Genomic DNA, 19556 nt, shown 5'->3' on the forward strand with positions numbered 1-19556 from the left:
ATAAGGCGCCCTAACGAGAACGGGCGGCCCGGTTTCCATTCCTTACCGGCCGCCCGTATCCTTTTCGCTGTATCTGAAGAAATCGATGAAGGCGCGTAGCGCCGGCCGCATCTGCCGCCGGGTGGGATAAGAGAGAAACGGTCCGGCATAGGGAGCGCACCAATCCTCCAATACCCGCACAAGCTTGCCGCTCGCCAGTTCGTCATCGACCCGCATGTCGAAAAGATAGGCAAGTCCGGCGCCGTTCAGCGCCGCAAGCAGGGCCAGCCGGTCCTCGCTGACGATCAGCGGCCCATCGACCGAAACGACAAGCTCCTGCCCGTCCTTTTCGAATTCCCAGCGATAGATCGAGCCATTGGTGAAGCGCCGCTTGATGCAACGGTGATGGACGAGATCGCGCGGATGCTCCGGCTTCGGATGATGCTCGAAATAATTGGGCGAAGCGGCGATCACCGTCGTCAGATTGGGCGAGACCTTGACGGCGATCATATCGGCCTCGAGGCTCTCTTCCAGCCGTATGCCGGCATCGAAACCCTCCTTGACGATATCGGTGAACCCATCCTCATTGGCGATCTCCAGGGTGATATCGGGATAGAGGTTGAGAAAGTCGCCGAGCCGCGGAGCAAGCAGCAGATCGGAGGCGAAGCGCGGCGCGGTGATGCGCAGGTTTCCCGCCGGCCTGGCGCGCGTATCGCGGACGGCCTCCAAGGCGATATCGATCTCCTCGAGTGCGGGACGAAGTCTTTCAAGCAGCAGGCGGCCCTCTTCCGTCGGCGCGACGCTGCGGGTGGTGCGCGCCAGAAGCCGCACCCCCAGACTTTCCTCGAGGCTCGATATCGCATGGCTGATGGCCGAGGGCGCGACGAGGAGTTCCTTCGCCGCCGCCCGGAAGCTGCGATGCTCCGAGACTGCGGCGAGAACGGCGAGTTGCGAAAGCTGGGTTCTGTTCATTGATCGAAATGATAGAACAACCCGTTAGAAACCGCATGTATTTTCTGAAGGATAGCGCAGCGATAAAGTCTGCCCGTAACCGCAACAACCGATCAAGCGGCTCAAAATCAGCTCAGAGGAGCACATCATGAAAACCCGGAAACTCGGAAACGATCTGACCGTCTCTGCCGTCGGTCTCGGCTGCATGGGCATGAGCTTTGCCTATGGCGCCAGCGACGATGCGGAATCGATCAGGACACTGCATCGCGCCATCGATCTCGGCGTCACCTTCTTCGACACCGCCGAAGTCTATGGTCCCTTTACCAACGAGGTTCTTCTCGGCAAAGCGCTGAAGCCGTTCCGCGACCGCGTGGTAATCGCCACCAAATTCGGCTTCAAGATCGATGCCAGCAAGCCGGGCGCTGCCGCCATCGCCGGCGTCGACAGCCGCCCCGAACATGTGCGAGTCGTGGCCGAGGCCTCGCTGAAACGCCTCGGCATCGAGACCATCGACCTCTTCTACCAGCACCGGGTCGATCCCAACGTGCCGATCGAAGAGACCGTCGGCGCCATGGCGGAACTGGTGAAGGAAGGCAAAGTCCGGGCGCTCGGGCTTTCGGAAGCCGGCAGCGCCACCATTCGCCGCGCCCATGCAGTCCATCCGATCGCAGCCCTGCAGAGCGAATATTCGCTCTGGACGCGCGATCCCGAAGAGGAGGTGCTTGCCACCTGCCGCGAACTCGGCATCGGCTTCGTGCCCTACAGCCCGCTCGGCCGCGGCTTCCTCACCGGGTCGATCCGCAAAGTGGAGGATCTCGCTGCCGACGATTTCCGCCGTCAGGTGCCGCGGTTCCAGGGGGGAAATTTCGACGCCAATGCCGCCCTCGTCTCAACGCTCGAGCGGCTTGCTGCCGAGAAGGGCGTAACGGCGGCGCAGCTCGCGCTCGCCTGGGTATTGAGCCAGGGCGACGACATCGTGCCGATCCCCGGCGCCCGCAAGCTTCATCATCTCGAACAGAATGTGGCCGCCGCCGATATCGTGCTGAGTCCGGCGAACCTCGAGCAGCTCAGCGAAGCGATCCCCGCCGGACAGGTGGCCGGCAAGCGCTATTCGGACGCCTCGCTTGCCATGACGAACATCTGACCCCCTACCGAAACAAAGAGCGAAAGCCCGGTCGGTCACCACCGGCCGGGCTTGCCTTCGGGGCTGGCGAAACTATTTAACGCCATCTCTGAGAACGGGATGACAATATGTCGGACAGGCAGGCAGTCGAACAGACGGTTCATCTTTATGTCGAAGGCATGGCCTTCGCCAATGAGGCAGCCTTGAAAAAGGCCTTTCATCCGAAAAGCTCGATCATCGGCCATTACGAAAATGCGGTCGAATGGCTGACGCGGGACGAATTCATCGCCGCGATCCTGCAGGAGGAGCCGGCCCCGCCCGGCACGCAGCCCTACATGGACATCCAGAGTGTCGATGTCGAGGGCGAAGCGGCAAGCGTCAAGGTCACCGACGATTTCGCCGGCATGCGTTTTACCGATTATCTCTCGCTGCTGAAGATCGACGGCCGCTGGACGATCGTCAGCAAACTCTTCCACCTGCATCGGTGAAAAGACCGGCCACCATTCGCGACCGGTCCATTATCTGGCGACGTTGGATGAAGCTCAGCTTCTGAGGACACCGCCGGTGAATTTCATCACACTGGCGACGATCTTCTGCGTCAGCGCCTCGAAATCCTCGTCCGTCAGGGTGCGCTCGACCGGCTGGATCTGCACCTCGATCGCCACCGATTTCTTGCCGTCGCCAACCGATGCACCCTCGAAGATATCGAAGACATTGACACCGGTGACCAGCTTGCGGTCGGCACCGGAGGCGGCCTTGACGATGGCGCCGGCTTCCACCGTCTTGTCGACGACGAAGGCGAAGTCGCGCCGCACCACCTGGAAGGGCGACAGCTCAAGCGCCGGCTTAGTGCGCGTCGCCTTGCGCTTGGCCTCCGGCATGGCGTCGACATAGACCTCGAAGCCGCATAGAGCGCCGGAGACATCAAGCGATTCCAGCGTCAGCGGATGGAATTCGCCGAAATAGCCGAGGACGACCTTCGGTCCCATCTTGATCGTGCCGGAGCGGCCGGGGTGATACCATTCCGGTCCACCCTGCTCGATCTGGATATTGCCCATCGGCAGGCCGCAAGCTTCGATGACGGCGAGCGCATCGGCCTTGGCGTCGAAGACGTCGACCGGCTTGCCACCGCCCTTGGCGGCGTTCGACCAGGCGCGACCGGCGCCGGCAAGCGAGGCCGTGCCGCGGCGGATGCCGCCGGCCACGCGGCGCTGACCGTCCGGTCTGTCGTTCTCATAAGTGCCGGAGACCTCGAAAAGCGCGACGTCGCCATAACCCTTATCGGCATTGCGCTGGGCAGCGGTCAGTAGGCCAGGCAGCAGCGACGGCCGCATATCCGACATTTCGGCGGCGATCGGGTTGGCGAGCTTGAGGGCGGGCGAGCCACCGCCGAAGAGCTTTGCCTGGTCTTCCGGAATGAAGGACCAGGTAACGGCTTCGAGCATGCCGCGCGCGGCGAGCGCGCGCTTGGCGAGGCGGCTGCGGATCTGCAGCGTCGTCAGAATCTTGCCGTTGACGGCCGCATGGCTTTCAAGCGGCGCCGGCTTGATATTGTCGACGCCGTGAATGCGCATGACCTCCTCGACGAGATCGGCCTTGCCGTCGATATCGGGACGCCAGGAGGGGACAGAGACGGAGACGCGCTCGCCGGAACCGGAGACAGTGAAGCCGAGGCGCGTCAGAATCGTGGCGCTTTCCTCATTCGAGACGTCGAGGCCGGTCAGACGCTTGACTTCCGAATAGGGGAAATCGACGATCTTCGGTTCGTAACCCTTGTAGCCGACGACCTCTGGCCTGGCAGCCGTCCCACCGCAAAGCTCCAGCACCAGCTCCGTCGTGCGCTCAAGACCCGGAACCATATATTCCGGATCGACGCCGCGTTCGAAGCGGTAGCGGGCATCGGTGATGATGCCGAGCGCACGGCCGGACTTGGCGATGTTCATCGGATCCCAGAGGGCGGATTCGATCAGCACGTCGACGGTGTTCTCGTCGCAGCCGGAATGTTCGCCGCCCATAATGCCGCCGATCGATTCGATACCATTCTCGTCGGCGATGACGACGTTGTTCGGGCCGAGCTTATATTCGCGCTGATCGAGCGCCATCACCGTTTCGCCTTCCTTGGCGCGGCGCACAGTCAGGTTGCCCTTGACCTTGGCGGCGTCGAAGACGTGCATCGGCCGGCCCTGATCGAAGGTCATGTAATTGGTGATGTCGACGAGCGCATTGATCGGGCGCAGGCCGATGGCGAGCAGCCGCTGCTGCATCCAGCGCGGGCTCGGGCCGTTCCTGACGCCGCGCACGAGGCGCAACGCAAAGCCCGGGCAGAGCTTCGGATCGTCGAGACCGAGCGTCAGCTTCACCGGCGTCTCGCCTTCGGCGGCGAAGGACGGGGCGGGCCGCGTCTTCAGCGTGCCGAGGCCGGAGGCGGCGAGGTCGCGGGCGATGCCGTGGATCGAGGTGCAGTCCGGCCGATTGGGCGTCAGGTTGATCTCGATGAGAGGATCGTCAAGATGAGCATAGGCGGCATAACTCTGGCCGACCGGCGCATCCTCGGGCAGATCGATGATGCCGTCGTGGCTGTCGGAGATCTGCAGCTCCTTTTCGGAGCACATCATGCCATGGCTTTCGACACCGCGGATATTGCCGACGGCAAGCGTCACGTCGATACCGGGAACATATGTTCCGGGCGCCGCGAAGGCGCCGACGAGGCCGGCGCGCGCATTCGGGGCGCCGCAGACGACCTGGACCGGTGCTCCGGAACCGGTGTCGACCATCAACACCTTCAGGCGATCCGCCTGCGGATGTTTTTCGGCCGAGACGACCCTGGCGATAACGAAGGGCTTGAATGCCGCCTTATCGTCGACATCCTCGACCTCCAGCCCGATCTCGGTGAGGCGCGTGCAGATTTCATCGAGGCCGGCATCCGTTTCCAGATGCTCTTTCAGCCAGGAGAGCGTGAATTTCATCGTCCCAATTCTCCGTTCAAGCGCTGAGGCCGCCGAACAGCGTCGGCATGTCGAGCGGGCGGAAGCCGTAATGCGTCATCCAGCGGACGTCGGCGTTGAAGAAGTCGCGCAGGTCGGGCATGCCGTATTTCAGCATGGCGATGCGGTCGAGGCCCATGCCCCAGGCAAAACCCTGATATTCGTCCGGATCGAGCCCGCCGTAACGCAACACGTTCGGGTGAACCATGCCGCAACCGAGGATCTCCATCCAGTCGGTGCCTTCACCGAACTTGACGATCGGGCCGGAGCGGTCGCACTGGATATCGACCTCGAAGGAGGGCTCGGTGAAGGGAAAGAAGGACGGGCGGAAACGCATCGTCACGCTGTCGACCTCGAAGAAGGTCTTGCAGAATTCTTCCAGCACCCAGCGGAGGTTGGCGACATTGGCCTTCTTGTCGACGACCAGGCCCTCGACCTGATGGAACATCGGCGAATGCGTAGCGTCCGAGTCCTGGCGGTAGGTCTTGCCGGGAATGATGATACGGATCGGCGGCGTCTGCGCCTCCATGGTGCGCACCTGCACCGGCGAGGTGTGGGTGCGTAGCACCTTGCGCTCACCATTCTCATCCGGGTTGAAGAAGAAGGTGTCGTGCATCTCGCGGGCCGGATGGCCCTCGGGGAAATTCAGCGCGGTGAAATTGTAATAATCGGTCTCGATGTCGGGACCTTCGGCGATCGAGAAGCCCATGTCGGCGAAGATCGCAGTGATCTCGTCGACGATCTGGCTGATCGGATGGATACGGCCGCGCTCGGCCGGCGAAGAGCGCACCGGCAGGCTGACATCAACCGTCTCGGCCTTCAGCCGCGCATCGATCGCCGCTTGCCGGAGCGTCGTCTTGCGGGCGGTGAGCGCCTCGGTCACCGCGTTCTTCAGGACGTTGATCGCCGCACCCTTGCTTTGGCGCTCTTCCGACGTCATGGCGCCGAGCGTCTTCAACAGTTCGGAGACGGAGCCCTTCTTGCCAAGGGCGGAAACGCGCACGGCTTCGAGCGCCGTCTCGTCATCGGCGGCGGCGATTTCGGCGAGCAGCGATGCGTTGAGCTGGTCGATATCTGACATTGTCACTTCTTTCCGTCCAGTATCAGGCGGGCGATCGGGAGGTAGGCGGCGCCGGCCGGCGCCAGGAATATAAAGAAAGAAAAACCCGCGCTAGCCCAAACCAGCGCGGGTTTCCCAAATCATAAATTCAAAAGCTTGGGAAGCGCTGGTTACTTGACCGCGCCTTCAAACTCGTTCGCCGTGCCGGCTTCCTTGAGGTATTCAAGAGCCTTCTTGGCAGCGCTGACAAGCGCGCCGAATGCTTCCGGCTCGTGGATCGCCATGTCGGAGAGAACCTTGCGGTCGACTTCGATGCCAGCCTTGTTCAGGCCGTCGATGAAGCGGCCGTAGGTCAGGCCGAATTCACGCACAGCGGCGTTGATGCGCTGGATCCAAAGCGCACGGAAGTTGCGCTTGTTGACCTTGCGGTCGCGGTAGGCGTACTGCTTCGAACGATCGACAGCAGCCTTGGCGGTACGGATGGTGTTCTTACGGCGGCCGTAAAAGCCCTTTGCTGCCTTCAGAACCTTCTTGTGCTTGGCATGAGAGGTGACGCCTCTTTTTACACGTGCCATATCATGATCTCCTTAAATCTAGCGTTCGCGGACGAGTCTCAGAGACCGTTCGGCAGGTAATTCTTGATAACCTTGCGGCCATCCGGTTCTGCGAGAACCATGGTGCCACGTGCATCGCGAATGAACTTGTTGGAACGCTTGATCATGCCATGGCGCTTGCCGGCAGCGGCAGCTTTGACCTTACCGGTTGCGGTGATCTTGAACCGCTTCTTGGCAGAGGACTTCGTCTTCATCTTGGGCATTTTGCTACTCCTTCTGTCCTCCCTGCGCGCTTCATCAAAAAAGCCCTTCTCGCGAAGTCCGGTTCTCCGGCCGTCGCAACAAGGTGCGGGAGCGTTTGTTGTTGATCTGCGGCATCGGCGACGAACCGTTCCGCAAGCATTCGAAACTGCCACGGCATGCCCTGCCGGTCAGTTCGGACGCGCGCTTATAACCGCAGCGTCATGAAAGTGCAACGGGGCGGCGGAGGAATCTTCGCTGCTCCCGAAATACAGTGGCAGAAAGCACAAAAGCCGCCCTTGCGGACGGCCCTGGGCGAAAAACTGCCTGGCGCTTATTTCGGCGCCAGCACCATCATCATCTGGCGGCCTTCGAGCTTGGGCTCGGCTTCGACCTTGGCGAACTCGATCGTATCGGCCTTGACCTGCTGCAGAAGCTTCATGCCGAGTTCCTGGTGGGCCATTTCACGGCCGCGGAACTTCAGCGTCACCTTGACCTTGTCGCCTTCGTCGAAAAAGCGACCCATCGCCTTCATCTTCACCTCATAATCATGGGTGTCGATGTTCGGGCGCATCTTGATTTCTTTGACTTCGACGATCTTCTGCTTCTTGCGCGCCTCGGCAGCCTTCTTCTGGTTGGCATATTTCAGCTTGCCCAGATCGAGGATCTTGCACACCGGCGGTTCGACATTGGGGGAAATTTCGACGAGATCGAGGCCGGCTTCTTCCGCCATTTTCAAAGCCTGGTCGGTGGGCACGATGCCGACATTCTGTCCATCAGCTCCGATCAGCTGAACTTTGGGAATGCGGATTTCACGGTTCGAGCGCGGTCCGTCCTTCACGGGCGCATCGGTTTTAAAAGGTCTGCGAATGGTCGTATTCTCCTCGCGTTGTTTTCGGAACGTTGCAGCCTCGCGCTCCCGATCAGGGGCACAAACGTGTCGCGTCATCGCTGCAACGGAGTCAATATCATCCTTTAGCGGAAAAATCACCCGCTGTCAGCCTGCCAAGAATCTGTTTTATAGGCCAAAACAACAGGAGTTTCGCCGATGTCCGATCAGATGCCCGATTCCGCGCCGCAGTTCCTGACGGTCGGCGAGGGCGAGGCGGCGCGTGAGATCGCCATGCTCGTCCGCCCGGCGCAAGCCGGCAATGGCGCTCCGGCGCTTGTTTGGCTGTCCGGCTACCGCTCCGACATGAGCGGCACCAAGGCGGTAGAACTCGATGGGCTGGCGGCAGAACTTGGGCTCGCCTGCATCCGCCTCGACTATTCCGGCCACGGACTTTCCGGCGGCAGCTTCCGCGACGGCACGATCTCGCGCTGGCTGGAGGAGGCGCTTGCCGTCATCCGTCATGTCGCGCCCGATCGGGTGATCCTCGTCGGCTCGTCGATGGGCGGCTGGATCGCACTCAGGCTGGCGCAGGAGCTTGCGCGGCAGGGCGGCGTGACGCTCGACGGCCCAAAGCTCGCAGGCCCAAAACTCGCAGGGATGGTGCTGATCGCGCCGGCACCCGATTTCACCTCCGAGCTGATCGAGCCGAACCTCAGGGCCAAAGAACGCAAATCGCTGGCCGAGCGCGGCTATTTCGAAGAGCGTTCGCAATATAGCCCGGAACCCAACATCTATACGCGGGCGCTGATCGAGGACGGCCGAAAGAACCGGGTGCTCGACGGCATCATCGAAACCGGCTGCCCGGTGCACATTCTCCAGGGCATGAAAGACGCCGACGTGCCGCATGCGCATGCGATGAAACTGGTCGAACATCTTCCCGCCGACGACGTTGTGCTGACCTTCGTCCGCGACGGCGACCACCGCCTTTCCCGCCCCGGCGATATCGCGCTTCTCCTGAGTGCCGTCAAAGGCATCATCCGTTCATCAACAAATAGGCAGATGCCCGCTTGAACGGCAGAGGCGAATAAATTCGCCTGATGCAGGTCCCCCAACCCGTTGCATTTTAACCATATCGGCGGGTCGTAAGGTCCTCCCAAGAAGTAACGATTGACTCTTTCCGGCCCTCTCCATTAACACTTTGTTAATAAATAAGGGCGATGCAAGGAAAGAGCGGGCGTGCGGATCAAGGGTATCTTTGTGGCCATGATGGCCATGTTTGCGATGGCGACGGCCGCCATACCAGCCCCCAGCAGAAATGCTTCCATGGTGACAGGCAATGCCACCTCACAGCCGATCGGGCACTATGATTTCTGTCAGATTCACCGCATTGAATGCGGCGCAAATCGCAACGCCGGCCCCGTTGCCATGACCCCGGGGAAGTGGTCGCTGGTGCGTTCGCTCAACGCCACGGTCAACCGCACGATCACGCCGATGACCGACAAGGAAATCTACGGCAAGGATGAGGTCTGGGCCTATCCGACCACCGCCGGCGACTGCGAGGATTTCGCGCTGTTGAAGCGCCGCATGCTGATCCAGCGCGGCTTTCCGGCTGCCGATCTGCTGATGACCGTCGTGCGCAAGCCGGATGGTGAAGGCCATGCGGTGCTGACGTTGCGCACCGCCGAGGGCGATTTCGTGCTCGACAACCTCGCCGCCGACGTCAAGCCGTGGTTCGGCACCCCCTATTCCTTCGTCAAGCGCCAGTCGAGCTACAACGCCGGCCGCTGGGTCACCATCGAGAACGGCGGCGACGTCCTGGTCGGCGCGCTGCGGTAAGGGTTACAACAGAGAATGTGGAAAGGCCGGCGGTTTTGCCGGCCTTTTTGTTTTTGGGTCTCTCCGTTTGCACCAGGTCTGTTATTGGAGGAAAGGTGTTCGCGACCTGCCTTTCGCTTGCGCTCAAGGCGTTCGTCGCTACCGCTCCTCACCCCCCTCATCTGTCCTACGGGCATCTTCTCCCCGCTGGGGAGAAGGGGGAGCAAGACGTACGATCGTCGTTCCGATAGAAGGTCTCAAGGAGACCGAGGCGCTGCCACGACTCCGCTTCTCCCCAGCGGGGAGAAGATGCCGGCAGGCAGATGGGGGGGTGAGCGGCGAAGCCGCGAGTGCACAGAGCGTAAGCGAAGGGCAAGGGCCGGCTTGATGCCGAGTATGACGCACCGTCTCCCGGCCCTTCGCTTCGGGCTCAGGGCGTTCGTTGCTGCAATCGATTCACTGGATCGATTGCTCGGGCTGCGCCCGACCGCAACTCACCCATTCCCGATCAGGATACCGGCGCCGAGAACCAGGCCGCCGCCGAGAACCACCTGGAAGGCGGCGCGCAGGAAGGGTGTTTCCATGTAGCGGTTCTGGATGAAGGCGATAGCCCAGAGTTCGAAGAAGACGACGATGGCGGCGGTGATCGTCGCCGTCCAGAAATGCGGGATCAGATAGGGCAGTGCGTGGCCGAGGCCGCCGAGCGCCGTCATGATGCCGCAGGCAAGGCCGCGTTTGACCGGCGAGCCTCTGCCGGAGATCTTGCCATCGTCATGGGCGGCCTCGGTGAAACCCATCGAGATGCCGGCGCCGACGGAGGCCGAAAGACCGACGAGAAAGGTCTGCCAGGTATCCTGCGTGGCGAAGGCGGCGGCGAAGATCGGCGCCAGCGTCGAGACCGAGCCGTCCATCAGCCCGGCAAGGCCCGGCTGCACATAGGTCAGCACGAATTGCCGGTGCACCGTCGCGTCCTCGTCGTGCTTGACGTCTTCGGGCGTATGTTTGTCGCCCAGCATGCGGGCGATATCCTCATGCCCCTGTTCGGCAAGGGCGAGATCGCCGAGAAGCTCACGCGTCGAGGCGTCCGAGGTTCGTTTTGCCGCCTCGACATAGAAACGATAGGCCTGCTCCTCCATCGCCTCGGTTTCTTCCCGCATCGCATCCAATGAAAGGTTTGCCCTGAGCCAGTCGGGCTTGCGCTCATAGAAGCCCTGCACATGCTCGCGCCGAATCAGCGGGATGCGCTCGCCGAAACGCTGGCGATGGATCTCGATCAGCGATTTGCGATGCGTATCCTCGACCTCGGCCATATCCTCGAAGACCTTGGCCGAGGCCGGAAATTCGCGGCGCAGCCTGTCGGCATAGGCGAGATAGATGCGGGCATCGTCTTCCTCGGAAGCAATCGCCAGGGCGAGGATCTCCTGCTCGGACAGCGACTCGAAAGATCGTTTCGAGGATCTGAAAAATCGCGCCAGCATGACTTTCTCCAAATTTAGAATTATTCTAAATCTAAAGAACGTGGTGATAGCGGTCAAGTGCGCGTGCAAGCCAACTGACAGATTGCCGCAAGCGGCACGGAGGACTTTGGCACGCTGCGATAAACACCTATATGGGAGGGCGCCGCATCACGCGGCGCCGGGGTTTTGGAATGGACAATGAGATTCAGGGCCGCCCTGCCCATGTCGCGGCGATCCGCGAAAGGGCGGAGGCCGAGATGCGGGAGATGGGCGTCGACGCGGCCTTCATCGACAGGCTGGTCGAGACCTTTTACGGCCGCGTGCTGACGCATCCCGATCTCGGCCCGGTGTTCGACGCCCGGCTGTCCGGCCGCTGGCCGGAGCATATGGCGAAAATGAAGAGCTTCTGGTCGGCCGTCGCCTTCCGCAGCGGCGCCTATGGCGGCAAGCCGGTGCAGGCGCACACGGGTGTCCAGAACCTGACGCCCGATCTCTTTCCGAAGTGGCTGTCGCTGTTTGCCGCAACACTCGACGATATCGCCCCAACGCCGGAAGCCAAGGCGTGGTTCATGGCAACGGCGGAGCGGATCGCCAAAAGCCTGACACTGTCGCTCTTCTACAATCCGGCACTCGACGATCCCGCGCGGAAACTCGCCTAAGAAATCTTAGGCCTTTTCCGCCGAGGCGGTGGCGCCGGCGCTGGCCGCCACCACAAGCGCGGTACCCAGCATCTGCAACGCGGTCATCGGCTGGGCGAGGATCAGAAAGCCGGCGAGAGCGCCGAGCGCCGGTTCGAGGCTCATCAGGATGCCGAAGGATGCCGACTGCATGCGCCGCAGCGCCACCATCTCCAGCGCATAGGGCAAAAGCGGCACGAGGATGGCAAGGCCGAGAACCTCGACCAGTCCCTTCAGCGTGAAGGCGCCCCCTGTCTCGGCCAGGCCGAAGGGGGTCGCGACGAGGCCGGCAACGATCAGCGACATGGAGAGACCTTCCAGCCCCTTGAAGGCAGCGCCGACCTTCTTGGTCAGCAGGATATAGACCGCCCATCCCACAGCCGAGCCGAGAGCGAAGAGGACCCCAGGGAGATTGCCGACCCAGCCTTCGCCGTCATGGGCGAGGAAGAGAATGCCGGCCGCAGCGATCAACGGCCAGGTGAGCCGCCAGGTGAGGCCATAACCGAAGACGGCGACCGAGAGCGGCCCGAGGAAATCGATGGCGATCGCCAGGCCGAGCGGCAGCCGCTGGATCGCCGCGAAGAAACACAGCGTCATGGCAGCCGTCGTCGTTCCGAGCAGCAATGTCGCCCGCCATTGGGCGCCGCTATAACGCAGCACCGAAGGCCTGACGATAGCGGCAAGGATGATCGCCGCGAAAGCAAGCCGCAGCCAGGTGGCGCCGGCAACGCCATAAGTCGCAATGGCTGACGAAGATAGTGCCGCGCCGAACTGGATCGACGACATCGACATCAGGCACATGGCGACACCGGCCGCCAAGCCGCCCGAAGCCGGCGATACACCCGGCTGCGCGATCAAGGCTGCGCCGTCCGTGTTCTCGAAGTTCTTGATGTCCATGTGGCCCCCGATCCTGGCTCGGTTCTAGGCCGAAGACGTGTGAGAACCAAATTCAATCTTTTCATGCCGGGATCAAGAGCGCTGATGCTCAAGCGCCAAGGATCGGCCGGCAAGGATGATCTCTTCGGCGTCTTCGGCGCTCATGTCGAAGACCTTCCTGCCGATATCGAAGCTGAAGCCGTTGCGGGCGAAAGCCGAGAGCTCTTTCGCCTTTCGCTTTTCGTCAAGTTGGACCCGGCGGAAGGGGCCGAAGGCGCGCTTGCGGGCGAATATCGCCGCTGCATGGAGATCGTCAGCCTCTTCAAGCGCCGCCTCGACCTTGTCCCTGGAGACGCCCTTGGCAGCAAGCTTCTGGGCGATCGCGCGCTTCGATTTACCGCCACGCACGGCCGAGCGCGTGCTGATCTCCGCATAGGCGCGATCGTCTAGGACCTTGTTGTCATAGGCAAATTTGACCGCGAAATCGGCGATGGCCTTGAGTTGCGCCGCGCTGATATCCTCGAATTTCTCCTTCGCCTTGCGGGTGATGGCGTCAAAGAGCTGCTTTTCCGTCATCATCCGCCGCTCCAGGCGATAGATAGCGGAATTGCGCGCCCAGCTCAGCATGCGTGATGTCGGAATATCGGATGGAACGGTCTCGTCGGTCATCGGTGGTGATCAGGCTTCCAGACCCTTGAGGACATTGGCAACGTTGAGGCCGATCTCCGGCACACCGTAGCCGCCCTCCATGCAGGCGAGCACCGGCAGGCCGGCGGTTGATATCATCGCGCCCATGCGGGTGAAATCGTCGGAGGTGAGGCTGAAGAAGGAGATCGGATCGCGCTCGAAGGTATCGACGCCGAGGGCCACGACGATCGCCTCGGCGCCGAAGGTCTTGATGCGGGTGAGCGCATCGGCAAGGGCCGAAGACCAGACATGCCAAGGTGTGCCCGGCGGCATCGGATAATTGCGGTTGGCGCCGACACCCTCCCCCTCGCCTTCCTCGTCAGCATGGCCGAGGAAATAGGGAAAGGCGTGCATAGGATCACCATGCAGCGAGGCGGTGAAGACATCGCCGCGGCGATAGAAGAGATCCTGCGTGCCGTTGCCATGATGGAAATCGACATCCAGCACCGCGACTTTCCTCGCACCATGATCGAGCAGCCGCTGTGCGGCGACGCCCGAATTGTTGATGAAGCAATAGCCGCCGAAGAGATCGATGCCGGCATGGTGGCCGGGCGGGCGGCAGAGCGCGAAGGCGAAACGATTGCCTTCTGCCAGCCAGTCGGCGCCGCTGACGGCACAGCGCATGGAAGCGATCGCCGCCTCGTAGGAACCCTTGGTGATCGAGGTGTCGGCGGCATTGGCATAGTGGCCGATCGCACCGACGATATTGTCGGGCACGCGCTGGCTGGTGCGGCGAACGGCGAAGGAATTGGCGATCGCCTCGCCGGTGAAACCGGCCGCTACCCAGCGGTCCCAGACGGTGGCGAGAAAGTCCAGATAGGCGGGATCATGCACTTTTCGAGCCGTTCCCAACCCGTGCGCATCCGGTGCCACCACGTCGGTAAAGCCCGCCTCCTTGACCGCCGCGAGGATCCATTCGGCGCGGAACGGCGCCTCGAAGGGCGTCACCAGCTGACCGGCGTGCAGCTCCGTCCTGGCATCGCGCAGCTTGTGATCCTCGGAATAGATGACGCGCATTTCAGATCCTGTCCTTGATTGACAATGGAGATTTACACGGCTCGGCCCTGACAAAAAAGCGGCGCGGGCCCTTGATCGTCTGGAATAATGACGCCACCTTCGCCGGTGTTTTGAGAACGAGGAAATTTTCCGCATGAAAGTGCTGATGGTCGATGTCGACGGCGTGCTCATTCATGGTCGTCCGACCGATGGCCTGCCTCTCTTCACCTATCTGGAGCGCGATCTCGGCCTGCGCCTCGACCTGCTGCAGCAGGAATTCTTCCAGACGCACTGGGGCGATATCATCATCGGCCGCGAGGCACTGGAGCCGAAGCTCGCCGGCGTTCTCGCAAAGATCGCGCCCCACCTCAGCGCCGAAGCACTGATCGATTACTGGTTCGAGAACGATTCGCGCCTCGATCTCAATCTGCTGGAAGAACTCGCGCCTCTTAGGCAAAGCGGCATCACTCTCCTGCTGGCGACCAACCAGGAGCATAGGCGGGCACGCTACCTGATGGAGCAGATCGGCCTTAGCGCGCATTTCGACGACATCATCTATTCCGCAGCACTCGGGCACAGCAAGCCTTCTCTCGATTTCTTCCGGCTGGCGACCGAGCGGGCCGGCGTACTGCCCGGCGAGATCGCCTTCATCGACGATATGGCGGCAAACATCGAAGCGGCTCGACAGTTCGGCTGGAACGCCGCGCAATGGACGGCGGGCGCGACGCTTGGCGGCGCGCTTGCTGTCTTCGCCAAGCCGGCTTGAGCGGGGCCGGCGCAATCAGGCGAGCCGTTTGTAGAAGAGGGTGGTGGCGCAGAAACCGCCTTCCGGCCACAGCGCATAATCCGGAATGACACCGACGCGCTGCCAGCCCAGGCGCGGATAGATCGCCTCAGCATCGCTGCCGGTTGCCGTATCGAGCACGAGCAGGGTTTTGCCGCGGCTTGCCGCCTCGCGCTCGGCGGCATCCATCAGCAGCCGGGCGAGCCCCTTGCCACGGGCGGAGCGATGCACCAGCAACTTCTTCAGATCGCCGCGATGCGGCTGGTTCGGCATCTGCGCGGCACCCACCTGCACCGTGCCGACGATCCTGCCGTCGAGTTCAGCGATCAGCAGCAGATTGCCGCCGGTGGCAACGGCATCGGCGACATCACGCCAATAGGGCTCGGCATCCTCAGGCCGATAGGGTTGCATGAAGCCGACGGAGGCGCCGCCCGCGACGCAATCGACGAGCACCTCCGAAAGGGCCGGAACGGCGGCGCGGGCCTCCTCGGCGGAAAGGGTACGAATAGCAGGCATGCTGTTCTCCTGAAATGAATGCTTCTATCGGCCGCCGCGATCGAGCACGACGCAGTAACGCGCCGGCGCGTTGCCGGGATTTTGGAAGACGTGACCCTCGCCGACCGGCATGAAGAGGCAATCGCCCGGGCGCAGCCGGTAGACGATCTCAGCCGCCGTCATCTCCAGCTCGCCGTCGAACAGCCAGATATGCTGCGTCATGCTATGGGCGCTCGCATGCGGGGGGAAGCTGACGCGGGCGCCAGGGGGGAATTCGACCTCGACGATATCGACATCGGAAGCCGTGCCCGGGGGCGAAACAGACCGACGCATATATCCCGTCTCCGGATCGCGCCAGACCTGCTGTTCCTGCCGACGGGCGAGCGGCGAGGCCTGCCCCTTTTCCGCAAAGAAGGCCGACAGCGACAGGCCGAGCGCGGCGCAGATCCTTGCCAGCAACGAGGCGGTCGGGCTCGCCTCCGCCCGCTCGATGCGCGAGATCATCGCCCGGCTGACGCCGGAGGCCGCAGCCAGATCATCGAGCGTCAGAGCCTTTTCCTGCCGCAGCGTGCGGATGCGGATGCCGATCGCCTGTTCGAGTTCCGGTTCCATTTTCCAGTCCCCTGATTCCACTATAAGAGAAATACAGTATCTGATGATGGAATCAAGTGGCTAACAAAAGCGGCCAAACGCGCCTTGCTTTCGCCGCTGCGCCGTCCCTATATGGCGGCCTAATCCGAGGAGAGAGTGATGGACGCCAGTACACAGAGCACGGAACTGACGGGAAGCTTCACGGCTGCCGCCTGGGACAGGATCGCGCCCATCATGGCCGAGATCGAAGCGTTGCCATTGCTGCAGCGCCTTTCGGACGGCACGCTGCCGCCGGAAATTTTCCGGCACTACATCCTGCAGGATGCGCTCTATCTGAAGCATTATGCGCGATGCCTTGCGATCGTTGCGGCCAAGGCGCCCGATAATGCGCAGGTCCTGCGCTTCCTCGGTTCGGCGCAGAAGGCGATCACTGTCGAGCAGGGCCTGCATGCCGGCTTCCTCACCCAATTCGGCATCACCTCCGCCGACGTCACATCCGCCGAGCCCTCGCCTGCCGGCTTTGCCTATACGAACTTCCTGCTCGCCACCGCCTATCACTGTTCCTACGCGGTGGCGCTGTCCTCCATCCTTCCCTGCTTCTGGATCTACTGGCACGTCGGGGAAGCGATCAAGAACCGGCCTGTTATCGAAGGCAATGCCTTCCAGGCCTGGATCAACACCTATGGCGATCCACAATTTGCCGCCGGTGCCCGCGAGGTGATCGCGCTGACCGACATCGCCGCCCGCGCCGCGTCACCGGTGGAGCGGGCGCAAATGACCGATGTCTTCGTGCGCGCCTCGCAATATGAATGGATGTTCTGGGATTCGGCCTGGCGGCTGGAGACGTGGCCGGTCTGATACGCGCCCGATACAGGACGAAATAGCGTAAACGGCGGGATAATTACCGCTTTGCGGCAGGGGGCGGCGCTGCTATATGGCGCGCATGAGCACCAATTCCACCACTCCGCTGTCCCATATCCGCAACTTTTCGATCGTGGCCCATATAGACCACGGCAAATCGACGCTGGCCGACCGCCTGATCCAGACGACGGGCGGCCTCGCCGAGCGCGAAATGTCCGAGCAGGTGCTCGACAATATGGATATCGAGCGCGAGCGCGGCATCACCATCAAGGCCCAGACCGTGCGCCTGCATTACCAGGCGAACAACGGCGAGAAATACATTCTCAACCTGATCGACACGCCCGGCCACGTCGACTTCGCCTATGAAGTCTCACGGTCGCTATCGGCCTGCGAGGGTTCGCTGCTCGTCGTCGATGCCAGCCAGGGCGTCGAAGCGCAGACGCTCGCCAACGTCTATCAGGCGATCGACAATAATCACGAGATCGTCACCGTCCTCAACAAAATCGACCTGCCGGCGGCCGAACCCGACCGCATCAAGGAACAGATCGAGGAAGTGATCGGCATCGACGCTTCGGAGGCCGTGCTGATTTCGGCAAAGACCGGCCTCGGCATTCCCGACGTGCTGGAAGCGATCGTCCACAAGCTGCCGGCACCGAAGAGCCCCGGCGGCGAAAAGGCGCCGCTGAAGGCGCTGCTGGTCGACAGCTGGTACGACGCCTATCTCGGCGTCATGGTTCTCGTCCGCGTCATCGACGGCGTGCTGACCAAGGGCCAGACGGTGCGGATGATGGGCACCGATGCGAAATACCAGGTGGAGCGCGTCGGCGTGCTGACGCCGAAGATGGTCAATATCGACCGCCTTGGCCCCGGCGAGATCGGCTTCATCACGGCCTCGATCAAGGAAGTGGCCGATACCCGCGTCGGCGACACGATCACCGAGGATAAGCGGCCGACAGCGCAAGCGCTGCCGGGCTTCAAGCCGGCCCAGCCGGTGGTGTTCTGCGGCCTCTTCCCGGTCGATGCCGCCGATTTCGAGGATCTGCGCGCCGCCATGGGCAAGCTTCGCCTCAACGACGCCTCCTTCTCCTTCGAAATGGAATCGTCGGCGGCCCTCGGCTTCGGTTTCCGCTGCGGCTTCCTCGGCCTGCTGCATCTGGAAATCATCCAGGAACGGTTGGAGCGCGAGTTCGACCTCGACCTGATCGCCACCGCACCCTCCGTCGTCTACAAGATGTACATGACCGACGGCACGGAGCGTGAGCTGCACAATCCGGCCGACATGCCCGATGTCGTCAAGATCTCGGAAATCCATGAACCGTGGATCCGCGCGACGATCCTGACGCCTGACGATTATCTCGGCGGCATCCTGAAGCTCTGCCAGGACCGGCGCGGCATCCAGATCGAGCTCACCTATGTCGGCACGCGCGCGATGCTGACCTACGACTTGCCGCTCAACGAAGTCGTGTTCGATTTCTACGACCGGCTGAAGTCGATCTCGAAGGGCTATGCCTCCTTCGACTATACGCTCACCGACCACCGCGAGGGCAACCTCGTGAAGATGTCGATCCTGGTCAACGGCGAGCCGGTCGACGCGCTGTCGATGATGGTGCACCGGACGGCGGCCGAAAAGCGCGGCCGCGATATGTGCGAGAAGCTCAAGGAGCTGATCCCGAAGCACATGTTCAAGATCCCGATCCAGGCGGCGATCGGCGGCAACGTCATTGCCCGCGAGACGATCTCGGCGCTGCGCAAGGACGTGACCGCGAAATGCTACGGCGGCGACGCCACCCGCAAGCGCAAGCTGCTCGACAAGCAGAAGGCCGGCAAGAAGCGCATGCGCCAGTTCGGCAAGGTGGAGATTCCCCAAGAAGCCTTCATCGCAGCGCTGAAGATGGGCGACGAATAACGCTTCTCAAAGTCATCTTATGCGCATATCATCTGCGCATAAGATTGAGGAGATCGTTATGGCTCAGCAGACGAGAAAAGCAGCGAACCTGTCTCTTGACGAAGGTCTCGTCTCCCAGGCGCGCGAGCTCCAGATCAACATATCCCGGGCGGCGGAGGACGGCATTGCAAAGGCCATAAAGGCGGAGCGCGAGCGGCTTTGGCGTATCGAGAACGCCGAGGCTATCCGTCTGGAAAACGAATATGTTGAAAAGCACGGCTTGCCCTTCGACAAATACCGTCAGTTTTAGAGCGGTTCAACGTTCACGGAAGCGTAGAACCGCTCTAAGTTTTGCTTTTACGCAATTCCTGACGGAAAACCGCTTCGCACTTTTCCTGGAATGCTCTAGTGGCACGCTTTCACGTCTATCACCTTAAAAGCGGCAATCTCCTGGCCATCGATCTTCAGGCCAATCTGCTCGACGATCTGCCTTCGCGCGTCATGGTTCCGTTGCATCCAGTGCAGGAACTGAGCTGGTCGATCTCGCGACTGAACCCACGCTTTCCTATTGAGGGTGAAACCTATGTCATGGCCACCCAGCGTATGGCATCGGTCCCGACCGCGGAAATTGGAAAAGCGGTGGCGGATCTTACCGCCGACAGCGATCGCATTATCGCTGCCGTCGATTTTGTCTTCCAGGGCTTCTGAG

General features: G+C 61.9%; 22 protein-coding genes. 10 read left to right on the forward strand and 12 right to left on the reverse strand.

The annotated features are described in order from the left end of the window. Positions 1–42 precede the first annotated feature (42 nt). Complete coding sequence (locus HFO71_RS19640; RefSeq protein ID WP_221988325.1) at positions 43–951, reverse strand: LysR family transcriptional regulator; 909 nt, start codon at positions 949–951, stop codon at positions 43–45. A gap of 127 nt (positions 952–1078) precedes the next feature. Here HFO71_RS19640 and HFO71_RS19645 point away from each other — a divergent pair, with 127 nt between their 5' ends. Together HFO71_RS19645 and HFO71_RS19650 are read left to right on the forward strand one after the other, a co-directional pair. Continuing rightward, positions 1079–2074 (forward strand): aldo/keto reductase, encoded by a 996-nt coding sequence (locus HFO71_RS19645; protein ID WP_221988327.1) that lies wholly within the window; start codon positions 1079–1081, stop codon positions 2072–2074. 107 nt (positions 2075–2181) lie between these two features. Then, complete coding sequence (locus tag HFO71_RS19650) at positions 2182–2541, forward strand: nuclear transport factor 2 family protein (protein ID WP_017962862.1); 360 nt, start codon at positions 2182–2184, stop codon at positions 2539–2541. A gap of 54 nt (positions 2542–2595) precedes the next feature. Here the strand turns inward: HFO71_RS19650 and pheT are convergent, their stop codons facing one another. The 5 genes from pheT to infC form a co-directional block, all read right to left on the reverse strand. Continuing rightward, on the reverse strand, positions 2596–5019 hold the full coding sequence (pheT, locus tag HFO71_RS19655) for a phenylalanine--tRNA ligase subunit beta (RefSeq protein WP_221988328.1): 2424 nt from the start codon (positions 5017–5019) through the stop codon (positions 2596–2598). 16 nt (positions 5020–5035) lie between these two features. After that, positions 5036–6118 carry a phenylalanine--tRNA ligase subunit alpha gene (gene pheS, locus HFO71_RS19660; RefSeq protein WP_077977258.1) on the reverse strand — a complete coding sequence of 361 codons (1083 nt, stop codon included), beginning with the start codon at positions 6116–6118 and terminating at the stop codon, positions 5036–5038. Between the two features lie 149 nt (positions 6119–6267). Further along, the gene (gene rplT / locus HFO71_RS19665; protein ID WP_003544622.1) at positions 6268–6672 is read right to left on the reverse strand and encodes a 50S ribosomal protein L20; all 405 of its coding nucleotides are present in this window, start codon (positions 6670–6672) and stop codon (positions 6268–6270) included. Positions 6673–6710: 38 nt separating this feature from the next. After that, the gene (gene rpmI, locus HFO71_RS19670) at positions 6711–6914 is read right to left on the reverse strand and encodes a 50S ribosomal protein L35 (RefSeq protein WP_003544621.1); all 204 of its coding nucleotides are present in this window, start codon (positions 6912–6914) and stop codon (positions 6711–6713) included. A 311-nt stretch (positions 6915–7225) separates the two neighbouring features. Then, positions 7226–7762 (reverse strand): translation initiation factor IF-3, encoded by a 537-nt coding sequence (gene infC / locus HFO71_RS19675; RefSeq protein WP_072640862.1) that lies wholly within the window; start codon positions 7760–7762, stop codon positions 7226–7228. Between the two features lie 177 nt (positions 7763–7939). On the opposite strand from infC, the gene HFO71_RS19680 reads away from it, so the two are divergent. Together HFO71_RS19680 and HFO71_RS19685 are read left to right on the forward strand one after the other, a co-directional pair. Further along, positions 7940–8794, forward strand: a complete 855-nt coding sequence (locus HFO71_RS19680) for an alpha/beta hydrolase (RefSeq protein ID WP_131662025.1) — start codon at positions 7940–7942, stop codon at positions 8792–8794. 165 nt (positions 8795–8959) lie between these two features. After that, the gene (locus tag HFO71_RS19685; RefSeq protein ID WP_077977256.1) at positions 8960–9559 is read left to right on the forward strand and encodes a transglutaminase-like cysteine peptidase; all 600 of its coding nucleotides are present in this window, start codon (positions 8960–8962) and stop codon (positions 9557–9559) included. Between the two features lie 473 nt (positions 9560–10032). Here HFO71_RS19685 and mbfA read toward each other — a convergent pair whose 3' ends face one another. Further along, positions 10033–11016, reverse strand: a complete 984-nt coding sequence (gene mbfA, locus HFO71_RS19690; protein WP_025396747.1) for an iron exporter MbfA — start codon at positions 11014–11016, stop codon at positions 10033–10035. A gap of 170 nt (positions 11017–11186) precedes the next feature. On the opposite strand from mbfA, the gene HFO71_RS19695 reads away from it, so the two are divergent. Continuing rightward, positions 11187–11654, forward strand: coding sequence for a group III truncated hemoglobin (locus HFO71_RS19695; protein WP_020052469.1), 468 nt, complete (start codon positions 11187–11189; stop codon positions 11652–11654). 6 nt (positions 11655–11660) lie between these two features. On the opposite strand, the gene HFO71_RS19700 is transcribed toward HFO71_RS19695, so the two are convergent. The 3 genes from HFO71_RS19700 to HFO71_RS19710 all read right to left on the reverse strand — a co-directional run bounded on the left by HFO71_RS19700 (position 11661) and on the right by HFO71_RS19710 (position 14252). After that, a complete protein-coding gene (locus HFO71_RS19700) occupies positions 11661–12569 on the reverse strand; it encodes an EamA family transporter (RefSeq protein ID WP_077977255.1) in 909 nt (302 codons plus the stop codon). Positions 12570–12641: 72 nt separating this feature from the next. After that, positions 12642–13217: a recombination regulator RecX gene (recX, locus tag HFO71_RS19705; RefSeq protein ID WP_077977254.1), complete on the reverse strand. Its 576-nt coding sequence runs from the start codon at positions 13215–13217 to the stop codon at positions 12642–12644. 9 nt (positions 13218–13226) lie between these two features. Further along, a complete protein-coding gene (locus HFO71_RS19710) occupies positions 13227–14252 on the reverse strand; it encodes a histone deacetylase family protein (protein ID WP_077977253.1) in 1026 nt (341 codons plus the stop codon). Positions 14253–14385: 133 nt separating this feature from the next. On the opposite strand from HFO71_RS19710, the gene HFO71_RS19715 reads away from it, so the two are divergent. Continuing rightward, a complete protein-coding gene (locus HFO71_RS19715) occupies positions 14386–14997 on the forward strand; it encodes an HAD-IA family hydrolase (RefSeq protein WP_077977252.1) in 612 nt (203 codons plus the stop codon). A 15-nt stretch (positions 14998–15012) separates the two neighbouring features. On the opposite strand, the gene HFO71_RS19720 is transcribed toward HFO71_RS19715, so the two are convergent. Next, positions 15013–15531, reverse strand: a complete 519-nt coding sequence (locus HFO71_RS19720; RefSeq protein WP_077977251.1) for a GNAT family N-acetyltransferase — start codon at positions 15529–15531, stop codon at positions 15013–15015. A gap of 24 nt (positions 15532–15555) precedes the next feature. Next, the gene (locus HFO71_RS19725) at positions 15556–16122 is read right to left on the reverse strand and encodes a helix-turn-helix domain-containing protein (protein WP_077977250.1); all 567 of its coding nucleotides are present in this window, start codon (positions 16120–16122) and stop codon (positions 15556–15558) included. Between the two features lie 138 nt (positions 16123–16260). Between HFO71_RS19725 and tenA the strand changes: the two genes are divergently transcribed. From tenA to HFO71_RS19745, 4 genes are all read left to right on the forward strand, one after another. Beyond that, the gene (tenA, locus tag HFO71_RS19730) at positions 16261–16959 is read left to right on the forward strand and encodes a thiaminase II (RefSeq protein WP_077977249.1); all 699 of its coding nucleotides are present in this window, start codon (positions 16261–16263) and stop codon (positions 16957–16959) included. 76 nt (positions 16960–17035) lie between these two features. Further along, positions 17036–18868 (forward strand): translation elongation factor 4, encoded by a 1833-nt coding sequence (gene lepA / locus HFO71_RS19735; RefSeq protein ID WP_003544593.1) that lies wholly within the window; start codon positions 17036–17038, stop codon positions 18866–18868. Between the two features lie 58 nt (positions 18869–18926). Further along, positions 18927–19157, forward strand: coding sequence for a type II toxin-antitoxin system CcdA family antitoxin (locus tag HFO71_RS19740; protein WP_077977247.1), 231 nt, complete (start codon positions 18927–18929; stop codon positions 19155–19157). 98 nt (positions 19158–19255) lie between these two features. Then, positions 19256–19555 (forward strand): CcdB family protein, encoded by a 300-nt coding sequence (locus tag HFO71_RS19745; protein WP_077977246.1) that lies wholly within the window; start codon positions 19256–19258, stop codon positions 19553–19555. The last annotated feature ends 1 nt before the right edge of the window (position 19556 follow it).

This window comes from Rhizobium laguerreae, from assembly GCF_019778565.1.
GTDB lineage: Bacteria > Pseudomonadota > Alphaproteobacteria > Rhizobiales > Rhizobiaceae > Rhizobium > Rhizobium laguerreae.

What these genes read in the sequence shown, in the direction of transcription:
- HFO71_RS19640 (WP_221988325.1), bottom strand. Translation starts at nt 951, where the DNA reads ATGAACAGAACCCAGCTTTCGCAACTCGCCGTTCTCGCCGCAGTCTCG.
- HFO71_RS19645 (WP_221988327.1), top strand. Translation starts at nt 1,079, where the DNA reads ATGAAAACCCGGAAACTCGGAAACGATCTGACCGTCTCTGCCGTCGGT.
- HFO71_RS19650 (WP_017962862.1), top strand. Translation starts at nt 2,182, where the DNA reads ATGTCGGACAGGCAGGCAGTCGAACAGACGGTTCATCTTTATGTCGAA.
- pheT (WP_221988328.1), bottom strand. Translation starts at nt 5,019, where the DNA reads ATGAAATTCACGCTCTCCTGGCTGAAAGAGCATCTGGAAACGGATGCC.
- pheS (WP_077977258.1), bottom strand. Translation starts at nt 6,118, where the DNA reads ATGTCAGATATCGACCAGCTCAACGCATCGCTGCTCGCCGAAATCGCC.
- rplT (WP_003544622.1), bottom strand. Translation starts at nt 6,672, where the DNA reads ATGGCACGTGTAAAAAGAGGCGTCACCTCTCATGCCAAGCACAAGAAG.
- rpmI (WP_003544621.1), bottom strand. Translation starts at nt 6,914, where the DNA reads ATGCCCAAGATGAAGACGAAGTCCTCTGCCAAGAAGCGGTTCAAGATC.
- HFO71_RS19680 (WP_131662025.1), top strand. Translation starts at nt 7,940, where the DNA reads ATGTCCGATCAGATGCCCGATTCCGCGCCGCAGTTCCTGACGGTCGGC.
- mbfA (WP_025396747.1), bottom strand. Translation starts at nt 11,016, where the DNA reads ATGCTGGCGCGATTTTTCAGATCCTCGAAACGATCTTTCGAGTCGCTG.
- HFO71_RS19695 (WP_020052469.1), top strand. Translation starts at nt 11,187, where the DNA reads ATGGACAATGAGATTCAGGGCCGCCCTGCCCATGTCGCGGCGATCCGC.
- HFO71_RS19700 (WP_077977255.1), bottom strand. Translation starts at nt 12,569, where the DNA reads ATGGACATCAAGAACTTCGAGAACACGGACGGCGCAGCCTTGATCGCG.
- recX (WP_077977254.1), bottom strand. Translation starts at nt 13,217, where the DNA reads ATGACCGACGAGACCGTTCCATCCGATATTCCGACATCACGCATGCTG.
- HFO71_RS19710 (WP_077977253.1), bottom strand. Translation starts at nt 14,252, where the DNA reads ATGCGCGTCATCTATTCCGAGGATCACAAGCTGCGCGATGCCAGGACG.
- HFO71_RS19715 (WP_077977252.1), top strand. Translation starts at nt 14,386, where the DNA reads ATGAAAGTGCTGATGGTCGATGTCGACGGCGTGCTCATTCATGGTCGT.
- HFO71_RS19720 (WP_077977251.1), bottom strand. Translation starts at nt 15,531, where the DNA reads ATGCCTGCTATTCGTACCCTTTCCGCCGAGGAGGCCCGCGCCGCCGTT.
- HFO71_RS19725 (WP_077977250.1), bottom strand. Translation starts at nt 16,122, where the DNA reads ATGGAACCGGAACTCGAACAGGCGATCGGCATCCGCATCCGCACGCTG.
- tenA (WP_077977249.1), top strand. Translation starts at nt 16,261, where the DNA reads ATGGACGCCAGTACACAGAGCACGGAACTGACGGGAAGCTTCACGGCT.
- lepA (WP_003544593.1), top strand. Translation starts at nt 17,036, where the DNA reads ATGGCGCGCATGAGCACCAATTCCACCACTCCGCTGTCCCATATCCGC.
- HFO71_RS19740 (WP_077977247.1), top strand. Translation starts at nt 18,927, where the DNA reads ATGGCTCAGCAGACGAGAAAAGCAGCGAACCTGTCTCTTGACGAAGGT.